Here is a 13,645-nt window from a genome sequence, read left to right on the forward strand (position 1 = left end):
ATGGGCAAAAGGCCCATTAAACCTGTTTCGCTTTGCAAAGCAAGTGGCGACGGACTGAAATCAAGGCAGGTTAAAACTTTTAACGCCGTCGTCACCATTGCACGGCTTTCATTCCTGGTTGTGGCTTCCTTGCTGTAGGTCAAACCGCCGGCGATTAATCTCAGCGCAAACACCACATATAGCGGTTAAACTCCTTAAAATTATCTACATATAGTTTCATGGAGAAGAAATGGCGACGGTGGTGATTAAGCGTGACGGCTGCAGAGTGCCGTTTGATGCGCAGCGGATCGAGGCGGCAGTCAACGCGGCTGCAGCTGCGGTACAAATCGATGATACGGCGTGGTGCGCGCAAGTGGCGGCGCAGGTCAGTCAACAGCTGGCTGACAAGGCTGAAGTGGATATCCGCGACATTCAGTGTGCGGTGGAAGAGACGCTAATGAGCGGACGCTGGCCGCAGCTGGCGCGTGCCTACATCGAATATCGCCATGACCGCGATTTAGCACGCGAGCAGCGCGGTAAACTGCATCACGCTATTCGCGGTTTAGTGGAGCAAACCAACGCCGCGCTACTCAATGAAAACGCGAATAAAGACAGCAAAGTGATTCCCACCCAGCGCGATCTGCTGGCTGGCATCGTCGCCAAACATTACGCTCAGCAGCAACTCTTGCCACGCGATGTGGTGCTGGCGCATGAACGTGGTGACATCCACTATCACGATCTCGACTATTCCCCGTTCTTCCCGATGTTTAACTGCATGCTAATCGATCTGCACGGCATGCTGACCCACGGTTTTAAGATGGGCAACGCCGAGATCGAGCCGCCCAAATCAATCGCCACCGCCACGGCGGTGACCGCACAGATCATCGCGCAGGTCGCCAGCCACATTTACGGCGGCACCACCATCAATCGCATTGATGAAGTGCTGGCACCGTTCGTTACGCTCAGTCTGGAAAAACACCGCGCGGTGGCGCTGGAATGGCAGATTCCGGATGCCGAAGCCTATGCGCGCGTTCGCACCGAGAAAGAGTGCTACGACGCGTTTCAGTCGCTGGAATATGAAGTGAATACGCTGCACACCGCCAACGGCCAGACGCCGTTTGTCACCTTTGGCTTTGGTCTCGGCACCGACTGGGCCGCGCGCCTGATCCAGCAATCCATTCTGCGCAACCGCATTGCCGGATTGGGCAAAAATCATAAAACCGCAGTGTTCCCGAAACTGGTGTTTGCAATCCGCGAAGGCGTAAATCGTCGGCCTGGCGATGTTAATTACGATATCAAGCAGCTGGCGTTAGAGTGCGCCAGCAAGCGCATGTATCCGGATATCCTCAACTACGAAAAAGTGGTGGAAGTGACCGGCTCGTTTAAAACGCCGATGGGCTGCCGTAGCTTCCTTGGCGTCTACGAGGAGAACGGCGAGCAGATTCACGAAGGCCGCAACAATATTGGCGTCATTAGCCTCAATCTGCCACGTATCGCGCTGCAGGCCAAAGGCGATGAAGCGCAGTTCTGGCGCTTGCTTGATGAACGTTTGGCGCTGGCGAAACGTGCCTTAATGACGCGTATCGCCCGGTTGGAAAAAACCAAAGCGCGCGTAGCGCCGATTCTCTATATGGAAGGTGCCTGCGGCGTGCGCCTGAAAGCGGATGACGAAGTGGGCGCCATTTTCCGCAACGGCCGCGCCTCAATTTCCCTTGGCTACATCGGCTTGCATGAGACGCTGAATGCGCTGAGCGGCAACCAAGTGCATCCGTATGACGCCGATTACCTGCGGGAAAAAGGCGTGGCGATTGTCACGCACCTGCGCCGCGCGGTGGATGCGTGGAAAGCGGAAACCGGCTACGGCTTCAGCTTGTACAGCACGCCGAGCGAGAATCTGTGCGACCGCTTCTGTCGCCTCGATGCCGCCGAATTTGGCGTGGTGGCCGGCGTTACCGACAAAGGGTATTACACCAATAGCTTCCATCTCGACGTGGAGAAGAAGGTCAATCCGTACGACAAGATCGACTTTGAAGCGCCCTATCCCGCCATCGCTAACGGCGGATTCATCTGTTACGGCGAATATCCCAACATCCAGCACAACCTCAAAGCGCTCGAAGATGTCTGGGATTACAGCTATCACCGCGTGCCCTATTACGGCACCAATACGCCGATTGATGAGTGCTACGAATGCGGCTTTAGCGGCGAGTTCAGCTGCACCAGCAAAGGGTTTACCTGCCCATGCTGTGGTAATCACGATCCGGCGCGCGTGTCGGTGACGCGCCGCGTGTGTGGCTATCTCGGCAGCCCGGATGCGCGTCCGTTTAACGCCGGTAAGCAGCAAGAAGTACAGCGGCGCGTTAAACATCTTGAGACAGGAAAACTGGGATGATGCGCATCCACGGCTATTATCCGGTTGATATCGTTAACGGGCCCGGCACGCGCTGCACGCTGTTTGTCGCGGGCTGCGAACATCAATGTCGCGGCTGCTACAACCAAAGCACGTGGCGGCTGGATTCCGGCGTGCCGTTTACGCTGGAGATGGAAGAGCAGCTGATCGCCGATCTTAACGATCGGCGTATTGCGCGCCAGGGCTTGTCGCTGAGCGGCGGCGATCCGCTGCATCCGCACAACGTGCCGCATATACGTCGTCTGGTGAAACGCGTGCGGCGTGAGTGTCCGGATAAGGATATCTGGCTGTGGACCGGATATGAAATGGCGGAACTCAGCGCGGCGCAGCGCGAAGTGGTGGAGGAAATTGATGTGCTGATTGATGGACGCTTTATCGAAGCGGAGAAAGATGCGCGGCTGCTGTGGCGCGGCAGCCGCAATCAGAAGATTTGGTGGTTACGCCAGCCACAAGGCGAGTACGCCGAGCAGCATGCCGCTGCCTGCCACGCCGATCAGCGCGATCCACAGCGCCCGTGCGGGAAAGGCGCGATGCAGCATCAATAACGACGGCACACTCACGGCGGGCAGCGTGACTAGTAACGCCAGCGCGGGCGCAATGCCCATGCCCGCCAGCATCATGGTCTGCACAATCGGGATTTCCGCGGCGGTAGGAATCACAAACAGGCAGCCGGCGATTGCCATCAACATCACCCAAAACAGCGTATTACCCACCGCGCCATCCGCGTGCGGGAACAGCCACACGTGCGCGGCGCCGAGCAACAATACCGCGACGATATACAGCGGAATGGTGTTGCAGAACAGTCGCCACATCACCCGCAGCCAGCGTGACAGAAACGGCTGCTCATCGCGGGCCGGGATAACGGGGGCGGTAACGGCCTGATCCGGCACGCTGCGCTGCACCAGCCACGCGATGCCTAACACCATCAGCAAACCTGCCACCAGCCGAATCGCCGCAAAATGCCAGCCGAGCACAAAGCCCATAAAAATCAGCGTGGCAGGATTGAGCAGCGGATTCGCCAGCCAGAACGCCATCGCCGCACCGCTAGAAACCTGTGACTGACGTAAGCCAGCGGTTACCGGCGCCGCACAGCAGCTACACATCATGCCCGGCAAACCTAATCCAGTGCCCATCAGCGTCGAGCCAAAACGTGAGCTGCCCATCAGACGCAGCAGCCAGGCGCGCGGAATCAGCACCTGCACCAACGATCCGAGGATCACCCCGAGCACGGCCGCTTTCCACACGGCGAGGAAATAGACCATGGCGTAATCGAGCGCCGCGCGCCACGGTGAGCCCGCCGCATTGGCCAGAATCGATTTACCGATCGAATGCGTTTCGGCAGCAGTAAAGGCTTTGCCGTAATAAGGCTGCCATTTGACATACCACAGGCCGATTACTACCACGGCGAGGAACAGCAGCGGTTTCCACCAGGCGAAGCGTGTCGCCGGGGCATGAGAAGGGAGTTGGGTCATCACGGAATTCCGTATTCAACTGAATAACGATGCCGCGTTAGGATACGCGGCGGAAAGGCCTTAGTGTCATTCAGGTCATTTCATTGCGCCATGTGGAAATCGCCTAAACTTGATCCGGCGCGGAAATTTACCTCCCGGAAGAATTGCCGGCTGGCTTGCTTTTTGCGACATGGCTACCAGGCTTGTTGGGTTAGAAGTGCAACGAACATAAGGTTCGTGATCAACAAGGAGGAAAAAAGATGAGCAAGAAAATAGCGGTACTGATTACCGATGAATTTGAAGACTCAGAGTTTACCTCACCAGCGGAGGCTTACACTCAGGCGGGCCATGAAGTGGTTACCATCGAGTTTAAGGCCGGCAACATCGTTAAAGGGAAGCAGGGTAAAGCTGAGGTCAACATCGACAAGGCTATTGATGATGTGAATGCAGCCGAGTTCGATGCGCTGCTGCTGCCCGGCGGACACTCGCCCGATGCCCTGCGCGGTGACGATCGTTTCGTCAACTTCACCAGGGAGTTTGTCGCCAGCGGCAAGCCGGTTTTTGCCATTTGCCATGGCCCGCAGCTGCTGATCAGCGCGAACGGCGTGCGCGGCCGCAAAATGACCAGCGTAAAAGCCATCGCCATCGATCTGCGTAATGCCGGTGCGGATTTTTACGATAAAGAAGTGGTGGTGGATGATGACAAGTTAGTTACCAGCCGCACGCCTGAAGACCTGCCCGCGTTTAATCGCGAGTCGCTGCGGATTTTGAACGCGGCCTGATAGTTTTTCCTGCATTGGGGTCGCCGTGAATGGCGGCCCTAAGGCCGGGTCCAGATAATCTTTTTGCCAAAGCCCAGCGCATTGTCGGTCATCTTCACTTCGTCGAGCACGATTTCCCACAATGGTGCGGTGACCTTCTTTGCCACTGGAAAACGCTTCTGATAAGCGTGACGCGCAATAACTTCCCTGTCTCCGCTTAGCAGCTTAATCACGCCGCGATACTGCACGCCTTTAATCAGCAGCACACTTTTGGGCTGGCCATTCACCGTGCCCGCCACGCGCGGATTTGACTGGATTAATGCGCCATGGCGCGTGTCCGGTTCAGTCATCAGCCAGAACGCCATGTTCGCGGCATCAAATACATAAAAGCAGTTGGCACACCACAGATCGTCGCCGTGGCTGGCAGATAACGACAGCACGTGCTGTTTTTTTAAGTAGCGAATCAGATGAGCATGGTCGGACAAAATTGGACTCCGTGCGGCGAATAGCGATGCGGCCTGAAGCGCGCTACACTGCCTGCCAGCTAATTTTCTGGATAAGTATGATGGAACAAGGCTGGCAGCTTTATCTGCTACAAACCGCCGCAGGCATGCTGTATACCGGCATCACCACCGATGTTAATCGTCGGCTGCAACAGCATCAGCAGGGACGCGGCGCGCGTTCGCTGCGTGGCAAGGGCCCGCTGACGCTGGTGTTTCACTGCGATGCGGGCGATCGGGCGGCGGCGTCACGCCTGGAATATCAGGTGAAGCAGCTGAGCCGCGCGCAAAAGCTGCTGCTGGTTGCACAGCAGCCGCCCTGCTTAGTGGCCTGGTTTAGTCGAAACGATTAAACGGCAGCGCGAATTCGATCAGCCCTTCTGCACCGACAAACGCATCGTCGGCCAGTTTGTAGACCTGAAAGGCCGCTTCACTGCCTAACCAGCGACAGTGCAAACCATGACGTGCCGCCGGTTCAAAGCCGAGTGGATTGTAGAACTCAGGATCGCCCAGCACCACTACGGCGCTGTAGCTGAACTCATTCAGTGAATCCAATCCTTCATACACCAGCCGTTTAGCAAGGCCCTGTTTGCGCACCGATTCATCCACGGCGAGCGGCGCCAAAGCGACCCAGTTGCGGTCTTCTCCCTGCAGGGTCACCGGACTGAAAGCGGCATAACCCAGCACCTGACCTTCATCATCCGTGGCAACTACACCGAGAGTCAGCAAGCCATCTTCGCGCAGTTGCTGTATCAGTTCCGCTTCGGCAGCGGTAGCAAAACTGCGCTTTAACAGGCTATCGATGCCTGCTGCATCAACGCCAATTTCAGTACGAATCAACATGAGATCCCCGCGCGCGCCTCAGCGGCCTTCGCGTCCTGTTTCATTCCTGCCTCAATAAAAGCAGCGAGCTGCTGCAATCCCGTGCGTAATGGCGTGGGCATGGCATCCAGTTCAATGGCATCCATCAGGTTTTTCACCTCAAGTCCCAGCTCAGTGTCACCTTCAATCACCAGACGGCGTTGAAAGAACAACATATCGGGATCCGCTTTGCGTGCTGCCACCAGCAACAGATCGTTGGCTTCACCGCGAAACCAGACATCAGCCTCGGTGTCGCGCGAAACGGTCAGGCGCCCTGCTTGCAGGGTGGTGATCCAGCGCAGATTCACATCGGCAACCTCAATCCCCAGATAACGCCCTTCCAGAAAGTCTAACTCACCTTCAGACAAAGCATGACGAAATTGCCAGTTTAGGAGTTGTTGCAGAATAGCTTTTTTTAGCGGGAAAGGGGTAATGGAAACAGGTAAAGCAAGGAATTCTGGCCCTTTTTCAACAATCAGACCGCGTAAGCGCGCAAACATCATCGTCATTCCCTTCAGAAAATTTCATCTATTTTGCCACATCTGACCGGCTTCGCCTCCACTGAGATCAAGGAAATCGCCGCCTGGCTGGACGAAAAACCTTCACTCCCGATCATCAATGCCGCTTTCACTGCCTTAAATCAACATTGCTGTCGGGTCAGTTATTTACACTCTTCGGCTTCAGAATCCGGGGAGGAAAATGTATGGAACTGCTGTGTCCGGCGGGGAATTTGCCTGCGCTGAAATCGGCGGTGGAGCATGGTGCTGACGCGGTGTATGTCGGCCTGAAAGACGATACCAATGCCCGCCACTTTGCTGGCCTCAATTTTACCGATAAGAAACTGGCTGAAGCCGCACGCTATCTGCATCAGCATCGCCGCAAATTGCATGTGGCAATCAACACCTTCGCCCATCCTGATGGCATCAATCGCTGGCAAAGCGCGATTGATGTTGCCGCTCAGAACGGCGCGGATGCGTTGATTCTGGCGGATATTGCCACGCTGGAGTACGCGGCAAAACATTATCCGCAGGTTGAGCGTCACCTTTCGGTACAGGCCTCCGCCACCAATCTGCAGGCCATCCATTTTTACCATCGTCATTTTCAACTCAGCCGCGTGGTGCTGCCGCGCGTGCTGTCGATGCATCAGGTCAAACAGCTGGCGCGTGAAACGCCGGTACCGCTGGAAGTGTTCGCTTTCGGTAGCCTGTGCATTATGGCTGAAGGCCGCTGCTACCTCTCTTCCTGGCTGACCGGCGAGTCGCCTAACAGCGCGGGAGCCTGCTCGCCAGCGAAATTTGTCCGCTGGCAGCAGACGCCAAAAGGCATGGAATCACGCCTGAATGAGGTGCTGATTGACCGTTACGCACCCGACGAGAGCGCTGGCTATCCCACCTTGTGCAAAGGCCGTTACGAAGTTGATAACCAGCTCTATCACGTACTGGAAGAGCCTACCAGCCTGAACACCTTGTCGCTGCTGCCTGAACTGCTGCGCGCCAACATTGCCTCGGTGAAAATTGAAGGACGCCAGCGCAGCCCGGCCTATGTGGCGCAGGTAGCGAAAGTTTGGCGTCAGGCCATTGATCGCTGCATGGCATCGCCGGAACAGTATGCCGTGCAGGAACCCTGGATGCAGGCGTTGGGCGAGTTATCAGAAGGCAGCCAAACCACGCTCGGTGCTTATCACCGTGACTGGCAATAAGGAGATCACATGAAATACGCCATTGGGCCGGTGCTGTGGTACTGGCCAACTGCAACGCTGGAAACCTTTTATCAACGCGCCGCCGAGAGCAGCGCGGAGATCATTTATCTCGGCGAAGCCGTCTGCAGTAAAAGACGCGCTACCTCGTTCCATCAATGGATGGACATCGCGCGCATGCTAGCGCTGCAGGGCAAGCAAGTGGTGCTGAGTACGTTGGCACTGCTGCAGTCGCCATCGGAAGTCAAAGAGCTGCGCCGCTATGTCGAGAACGGTGAGTTCCTGCTGGAAGCCAATGATATCGGCACCGTGAATATGGCGGCGGAGCGCAAATTGCCGTTTGTCGCCGGCCCAACGCTGAATGTGTATAACGCGCAGACGCTGCAACTGTTGCTGAAAGAAGGCATGACGCGCTGGTGCATTCCGGTGGAGATGTCCCGCGACTGGCTGATTCAACTGCTGCAACAGTGCGATGCGGCGGGTGTGCGCGAACAATTTGAGGTGGAAGTGCTCGGCTATGGTCATCTGCCGCTGGCGCTGTCAGCACGCTGCTTTACCGCACGCGCCGAGAATCGTGGCAAAGATGATTGCCAAACCTGCTGCATCAATTACCCAACCGGCCGCCGCGTGCTCTCGCAGGAAGGCCAGCAGGTGTTTGTGCTCAACGGCATTCAGACCATGAGCGGCTATTGCTACAACCTCGGCAATGACCTGAGCGGCATGCATAACTGGATCGACATTGTGCGTTTGTCGCCCCAGGGCGAAAGTACGCTCGCCGAAGTGGATCGCTTCCGCGCCAACGAAGCCGGTCAGGCACCGCTAATGATGGCGCGCGGCAGTGATTGTAATGGTTATTGGCGTCGCCTGGCGGGAATGGCACTGGAAGGCGGCAGGTAAAGGCACATTCCGGCTATATTCCTGCTGTTATTAGCAGTTTTAATATAGGTAACGATGAGTAATACTCACAAGCGCAGGTCCGACTAAACACCTGCGCCATCCCTATTTGGAGTGCCCATGTCTGAGAAAAAAACTGTTCGCCTGTCCGTGTTGGATCTGGCCCCTATTCCACAAGGTTCCACTGCACGCGACGCGTTCCATAATTCGCTGGCACTGGCCCGTCAATCCGAAGCACTGGGCTTTCACCGCTACTGGCTGGCGGAACACCATAATATGACGGGGATTGCCAGCGCCGCGACGTCAGTGCTGATTGGCTATTTAGCGGCTAATACCGAAACGCTGCGCCTCGGTTCAGGCGGCATTATGCTGCCCAATCACGCGCCGCTGGTGATCGCCGAACAGTTTGGTACCCTCGAGTCACTCTATCCTGGGCGCATCGATTTGGGACTGGGCCGCGCGCCGGGTTCCGACCAACGCACCATGCTGGCATTGCGTCGTCATCTTTCCAGCGGCCAGGCAGATAGTTTTCCAGAAGATGTCTCTGAACTGATTCGCTGGTTTGACGCCGAAGAGGGAGAACATCCACCAGTACAACCAGTTCCAGGTTTAGGATTGAAAATTCCGGTGTGGCTGCTCGGTTCCAGCCTGTACAGCGCGCAACTGGCCGCTCAGCTGGGTTTGCCGTTTGCATTTGCCTCGCATTTCGCGCCGGATCTGCTGTTCCAGGCGCTGCATCTCTATCGTGAGAAATTCAAACCTTCCACGCGTCTGGCGAAGCCGTATGCGATGGTGTGCGTCAACGTCGTCGCAGCCGATAGCGAACGTGACGCCCGCTTCCTGTTCACCTCGATGCAGCAGCAGTTTATTAACCTGCGTCGCGGCAAACCGGGTCCGCTACCTGCGCCGGTGGAGAACATGGATAATCTGTGGTCGCCGTCCGAGCAATATGGCGTGCAGCAGGCACTCAGCATGTCGATTGTCGGCGATAGCGATAAAGTCCGCAGCGGCCTCGCCGCGCTGATGCGTGAAACCCAGGCGGACGAGATTATGGTTAACGGCCAGATTTACGATTCGCAGGCGCGTCTGCGCTCCTTCGCGCTGGCAATGGAAGCAGCGCGCACGCTGTAAACCTCATTGCGGTGGGTTTAACCACTCTGGGCCCACCGCAATGGTTCGCACGTCTCGCGCCGGTGACTGACCGTGAAAACGGCTGTATTCGCGACTGAACTGCGAAGCACTTTGATAACCCACCCGATAACCCGCCGTGCCGGCATCCAGCTTCTCAATCAACATCAAACGCCGCGCCTCGTTGAGCCGCAGCTGCTTTTGATACTGCATCGGCGTCATCGCCGTTACCGCTTTAAAGTGATGATGCAGCGACGAAATACTCATCCCTACGCTGCTCGCCAGAAAATCCATTTTCAACGGCTGATGAAAGTTTTCGCGTAGCCAACGCGCGGCGCGCGCCACTTTGTTGCCTGGCCGTTCCGTCAACGCCATGTTGAGAATGCGCGGCCCTTCGGGTCCAGTCAGCAAACGATAGAAAATCTCCTGCTCAATCAACGGTGCCAGCGCGGCTATGTCCTGCGGGTGATCCAGCAACTCGACTAAACGCATCACCGCGTCCACCAACGGTGGCGCGACTTTATGCACGGCGATACCGCGCTCGCTCACCGCCGTGCTGCCGAGTTGATGGTGCGGAAAGTGTTCCAGAAAACGCATCAGACGCGTTTCGTTAATGGTGATGCCCACACCAAGATTCGGTTTCTCTGGCGTTGCCATGACCACGCAGGATTGCACCGGCATATCAAGCGTCACCAACAGTAAATCGCCCGGCCCGTAATGCATCACTTCATCACCCATGCGCAGCGCTTTTTGCCCCTGCGCGATCAGGGCAAAGCTCGCCCAGGTCGCCACGTGCGCCAAACTGGTGGGCTGAGAACTGCGGCCGAAAGAGAGAAAGTCGATTGGGCAATAGTGACGACCATCCTGCGGTGCGTGGCGAGCAATAATTGCCACCAACTGCTGCCATTGTTCCTGATGAATCATGTGCTCGGTGCTCCGCGGTAAGAAATCACTGATTTGATATTCTCGCTTGTGGTTGGCGCCGCGACTAGTCCTTGAACAGCAGATTTGCAGGATCGTGCAAGAAGCTTGCAGGATTGCGCTACCACCCGATTGTATGGACAGCGCATGCTTTATCTTCCCCGAAATCTCAGGTGGAGAGACACGATGAAAACACTTGAAGGCAAAATTGCGCTGGTGACGGGCGCTTCGAAAGGCATTGGTGCCGCCATCGCCATGACTTTCGCGGCGGCCGGTGCTCGGGTGGTGGTGAATTATCTTCAGGACGAAGTGGGTGCGGCGGATGTGGTGACCGACATTAAGGCGCTGGGTAGCGACGCCATCGCCGTACAGGCTGATATCTCACGCGAGGCCGATGTGCAGCGCTTGTTCGCTAGCAGCATTGAGCAGTTTGGCGCGCCCGATATTGTGGTGAATAACGCCGGCATTTTTCACCACGGTGACTTTGACGGGCTTAGCCTCAGCGAAATGCAGCAGCAGCTGAATGTGAATCTGCTGGGTACCTTGCTGGTGTGTCAGCAGGCGGCAAAACATTTCCCCGCACGCGGCGGTTCCATCATCAACCTTAGCGCTTTAAATAGCCAACGCAGCACGCCCGGCTCGGTGCTTTGGGCAGCAACCAAAGGCGCGATCGATACCTTAACGCAGGGCCTCGCACGCGAGCTTGGGCCACGTAATATTCGCGTCAATGCGTTAGCACCCGGCATTATTTTGACTGAAGGTTTGCTGGCGGCGAAGAAGATGCACCCGGAGTTGAAAGCACAGCTGATAGCGGCAACGCCGCTCGGACGCTTTGGCTTGCCGGAAGATGTGGCGCAGGTGGCGCTGTTTCTGGCGTCAGAAGAGTCAGCTTACGTTAGCGGTGAACGCGTGCTGATTGCTGGTGGCGTGTAAAATTTACTTTCCACAGGCATAAAAAAAGGGACGCATTAGCGTCCCTTTTTACTTTTCGCGTTTATCGCTTATGCGTCACGACGACGTGGTGCAGCAGCGCCTTCTGGACGCGGGCCACGACCACCTTCACGGCTGAAGCGTCCGCCTTCACGGCCACCTTCACGACGTTCGGAGAAGCGACGTGGAGCGCCTTCGCCACGTGGAGCACCATCACCGCGCGGTGCGCCATTGGCACGACGTTCGCCGCCAGCAGATGGACGACGTTCGCTACGCTCGTGCACTGGCGCATCACCCATCAGCTGCATATTCATCGGTTTGTTCAGAATACGCGTACGAGTAAAGTGCTGCAGCACTTCGCCCGGCATGCCTTTCGGCAGCTCGATGGTTGAGTGAGTACCAAACAGCTTGATGTTACCGATGTAACGGCTGCTGATGTCACCTTCGTTAGCGATCGCGCCAACGATGTGACGAACTTCAACACCATCATCACGGCCCACTTCAATGCGGTACAGCTGCATTTCGCCAACGTCACGACGTTCACGACGTGGACGATCGCCATCGCGGCTGTCACGGCTTTCGCGTGGACCACGAGAATCACGTGAATCGCGACGCTCACCACGGTCAGGACGATCGCTGAACTCGCGACGTGCTGGACGCGGTGCTTCTGGTGGCAGAATCAGTGGACGTTCGCCCTGAGCCATTTTCAGCAGTGCTGCGGCCAGCGTTTCGATATCCAGATCTTCGCCCGGCTGCATTTTGCTCAGCAGTGCGCGGTACTGGTCCAGATCGCTGCTTTCCAGCTGCTGCTGTACTTTAGCCGCGAACTTAGCCAGACGACGCTCACCCAGCAGTTCTGCGTTCGGCAGCTCAACTTCTGGAATGGTCAGCTTCATGGTGCGTTCGATGTTGCGCAGCAGACGACGCTCGCGGTTCTCAACGAACAGCAACGCACGGCCTGCACGACCAGCACGGCCGGTACGACCGATACGGTGAACGTAAGACTCTGCATCCATTGGGATATCAAAGTTTACGACCAGACTGATACGCTCAACGTCCAGGCCACGTGCTGCAACGTCGGTTGCGATCAGGATGTCGAGACGACCATCTTTCAAACGCTCCAGCGTCTGCTCACGCAGTGCCTGGTTCATGTCGCCGTTCAGTGCTGCGCTGTTATAACCGCTGCGCTCCAGCGCTTCGGCCACTTCCAGCGTGGCATTTTTGGTACGCACGAAGATGATGGCTGCATCGAAATCTTCCGCTTCCAGGAAACGAACCAGCGCATCAGTTTTACGGCCGTAAGCGGTCCAGTAAGACTGAGAAATGTCCGGGCGCGTAGTCAGGCTTGACTGGATGCGCACTTCCTGTGGATCTTTCATGAAACGCTTGGTAATACGACGAATCGCTTCTGGCATGGTGGCTGAGAACAGCGCGGTCTGATGACCGTCTGGAATCTGCGCCATAATGGTTTCAACGTCTTCGATGAAGCCCATACGCAGCATTTCATCCGCTTCGTCCAGCACCAGACCGCGCAGGTTAGACAGATCTAACGTGCCACGCTTCAGGTGATCCAGCAGACGACCAGGGGTACCCACAACAACTTGTGGTCCCTGACGCAGTGCGCGCAGCTGTACGTCATAACGTTGGCCGCCGTACAGAGCTACCACGTTAATGCCACGCATGTGTTTAGAGAATTCTGTGACGGCTTCAGCAACCTGTACCGCCAATTCGCGGGTAGGTGCCAGCACCAAAATTTGCGGTGCTTTAACAGTAGCATCAATGTTGTTTAGCAGCGGCAGTGAGAATGCCGCAGTTTTACCACTACCGGTCTGCGCCATACCCAACACGTCACGGCCAGCCAGCAGATGAGGAATACACTCAGCCTGGATTGGAGAAGGCTTTACGTAGCCCATACCGTTCAGTGATTCGAGGATGTCGGCGTTCAGGCCAAGGTCAGCAAAAGTGGTTTGAATATCAGTCATGTAGTACACGTGCCTCTTAGATTGCGGCGGCCAGTCTACATAACTCGTCGTGAAAACTTTCAGTCATTTTCATCAAAAAGTGTGAACCGGCTCAAATTAGAAGTTTTGACGAACAGAAAAGCCCTCATCTCTGAA

At 56.4% G+C, this 13,645-nt stretch carries 15 protein-coding genes; 8 read left to right on the forward strand and 7 right to left on the reverse strand.

Annotation, left to right across the window (positions count from 1 at the left end; all coding sequences use genetic code 11):
- Positions 1 to 229: 229 nt before the first annotated feature.
- Together nrdD and nrdG are read left to right on the forward strand one after the other, a co-directional pair.
- Positions 230 to 2,368, forward strand: coding sequence for an anaerobic ribonucleoside-triphosphate reductase (gene nrdD, locus Q3H59_RS17530; protein ID WP_210080929.1), 2,139 nt, complete (start codon positions 230 to 232; stop codon positions 2,366 to 2,368).
- Complete coding sequence (gene nrdG / locus Q3H59_RS17535; RefSeq protein ID WP_309836082.1) at positions 2,365 to 2,931, forward strand: anaerobic ribonucleoside-triphosphate reductase-activating protein; 567 nt, start codon at positions 2,365 to 2,367, stop codon at positions 2,929 to 2,931. The genes nrdD and nrdG overlap by 4 nt, the downstream gene beginning before the upstream one ends.
- Here nrdG and Q3H59_RS17540 read toward each other — a convergent pair.
- Complete coding sequence (locus tag Q3H59_RS17540; protein ID WP_309836084.1) at positions 2,824 to 3,858, reverse strand: permease; 1,035 nt, start codon at positions 3,856 to 3,858, stop codon at positions 2,824 to 2,826. The two genes, nrdG and Q3H59_RS17540, sit on opposite strands and share 108 nt — an antisense overlap.
- A 239-nt stretch (positions 3,859 to 4,097) precedes the next feature.
- Here Q3H59_RS17540 and Q3H59_RS17545 point away from each other — a divergent pair, with 239 nt between their 5' ends.
- On the forward strand, positions 4,098 to 4,619 hold the full coding sequence (locus Q3H59_RS17545) for a type 1 glutamine amidotransferase domain-containing protein (protein ID WP_101762238.1): 522 nt from the start codon (positions 4,098 to 4,100) through the stop codon (positions 4,617 to 4,619).
- A gap of 38 nt (positions 4,620 to 4,657) precedes the next feature.
- Here the strand turns inward: Q3H59_RS17545 and Q3H59_RS17550 are convergent, their stop codons facing one another.
- On the reverse strand, positions 4,658 to 5,083 hold the full coding sequence (locus tag Q3H59_RS17550) for a YhbP family protein (RefSeq protein WP_110868059.1): 426 nt from the start codon (positions 5,081 to 5,083) through the stop codon (positions 4,658 to 4,660).
- A gap of 80 nt (positions 5,084 to 5,163) precedes the next feature.
- Between Q3H59_RS17550 and Q3H59_RS17555 the strand changes: the two genes are divergently transcribed.
- On the forward strand, positions 5,164 to 5,451 hold the full coding sequence (locus Q3H59_RS17555; protein ID WP_277976986.1) for a GIY-YIG nuclease family protein: 288 nt from the start codon (positions 5,164 to 5,166) through the stop codon (positions 5,449 to 5,451).
- Here the strand turns inward: Q3H59_RS17555 and Q3H59_RS17560 are convergent.
- Together Q3H59_RS17560 and Q3H59_RS17565 are read right to left on the reverse strand one after the other, a co-directional pair.
- Entirely contained in the window at positions 5,435 to 5,941 is a 507-nt protein-coding gene (locus tag Q3H59_RS17560) for a GNAT family N-acetyltransferase (protein WP_101762241.1), read from the reverse strand. The two genes, Q3H59_RS17555 and Q3H59_RS17560, sit on opposite strands and share 17 nt — an antisense overlap.
- Positions 5,935 to 6,459, reverse strand: a complete 525-nt coding sequence (locus Q3H59_RS17565; protein ID WP_036648365.1) for an SCP2 domain-containing protein — start codon at positions 6,457 to 6,459, stop codon at positions 5,935 to 5,937. The genes Q3H59_RS17560 and Q3H59_RS17565 overlap by 7 nt, the downstream gene beginning before the upstream one ends.
- A 203-nt stretch (positions 6,460 to 6,662) precedes the next feature.
- On the opposite strand from Q3H59_RS17565, the gene Q3H59_RS17570 reads away from it, so the two are divergent.
- The 3 genes from Q3H59_RS17570 to Q3H59_RS17580 all read left to right on the forward strand — a co-directional run bounded on the left by Q3H59_RS17570 (position 6,663) and on the right by Q3H59_RS17580 (position 9,680).
- Positions 6,663 to 7,658, forward strand: coding sequence for a peptidase U32 family protein (locus tag Q3H59_RS17570; protein WP_137385068.1), 996 nt, complete (start codon positions 6,663 to 6,665; stop codon positions 7,656 to 7,658).
- Between the two features lie 9 nt (positions 7,659 to 7,667).
- A complete protein-coding gene (locus Q3H59_RS17575; protein ID WP_101762243.1) occupies positions 7,668 to 8,552 on the forward strand; it encodes a U32 family peptidase in 885 nt (294 codons plus the stop codon).
- Between the two features lie 117 nt (positions 8,553 to 8,669).
- Positions 8,670 to 9,680 (forward strand): luciferase-like monooxygenase, encoded by a 1,011-nt coding sequence (locus tag Q3H59_RS17580; RefSeq protein WP_192412491.1) that lies wholly within the window; start codon positions 8,670 to 8,672, stop codon positions 9,678 to 9,680.
- Positions 9,681 to 9,683: 3 nt separating this feature from the next.
- Here the strand turns inward: Q3H59_RS17580 and Q3H59_RS17585 are convergent, their stop codons facing one another.
- Complete coding sequence (locus Q3H59_RS17585; RefSeq protein WP_309836091.1) at positions 9,684 to 10,601, reverse strand: AraC family transcriptional regulator; 918 nt, start codon at positions 10,599 to 10,601, stop codon at positions 9,684 to 9,686.
- Between the two features lie 183 nt (positions 10,602 to 10,784).
- On the opposite strand from Q3H59_RS17585, the gene Q3H59_RS17590 reads away from it, so the two are divergent.
- A complete protein-coding gene (locus Q3H59_RS17590) occupies positions 10,785 to 11,531 on the forward strand; it encodes a glucose 1-dehydrogenase (RefSeq protein ID WP_309836093.1) in 747 nt (248 codons plus the stop codon).
- Between the two features lie 68 nt (positions 11,532 to 11,599).
- Here Q3H59_RS17590 and Q3H59_RS17595 read toward each other — a convergent pair whose 3' ends face one another.
- A complete protein-coding gene (locus tag Q3H59_RS17595; protein WP_309836095.1) occupies positions 11,600 to 13,510 on the reverse strand; it encodes a DEAD/DEAH family ATP-dependent RNA helicase in 1,911 nt (636 codons plus the stop codon).
- A 16-nt stretch (positions 13,511 to 13,526) separates the two neighbouring features.
- Entirely contained in the window at positions 13,527 to 13,583 is a 57-nt protein-coding gene (gene yrbN, locus Q3H59_RS24750) for a protein YrbN (RefSeq protein WP_098053093.1), read from the reverse strand.
- Between the last annotated feature and the right edge of the window lie 62 nt (positions 13,584 to 13,645).

Origin of the sequence: Pantoea sp. SORGH_AS_0659 (genome assembly GCF_031453915.1) — a bacterium.
Lineage (GTDB): Bacteria > Pseudomonadota > Gammaproteobacteria > Enterobacterales > Enterobacteriaceae > Pantoea > Pantoea leporis.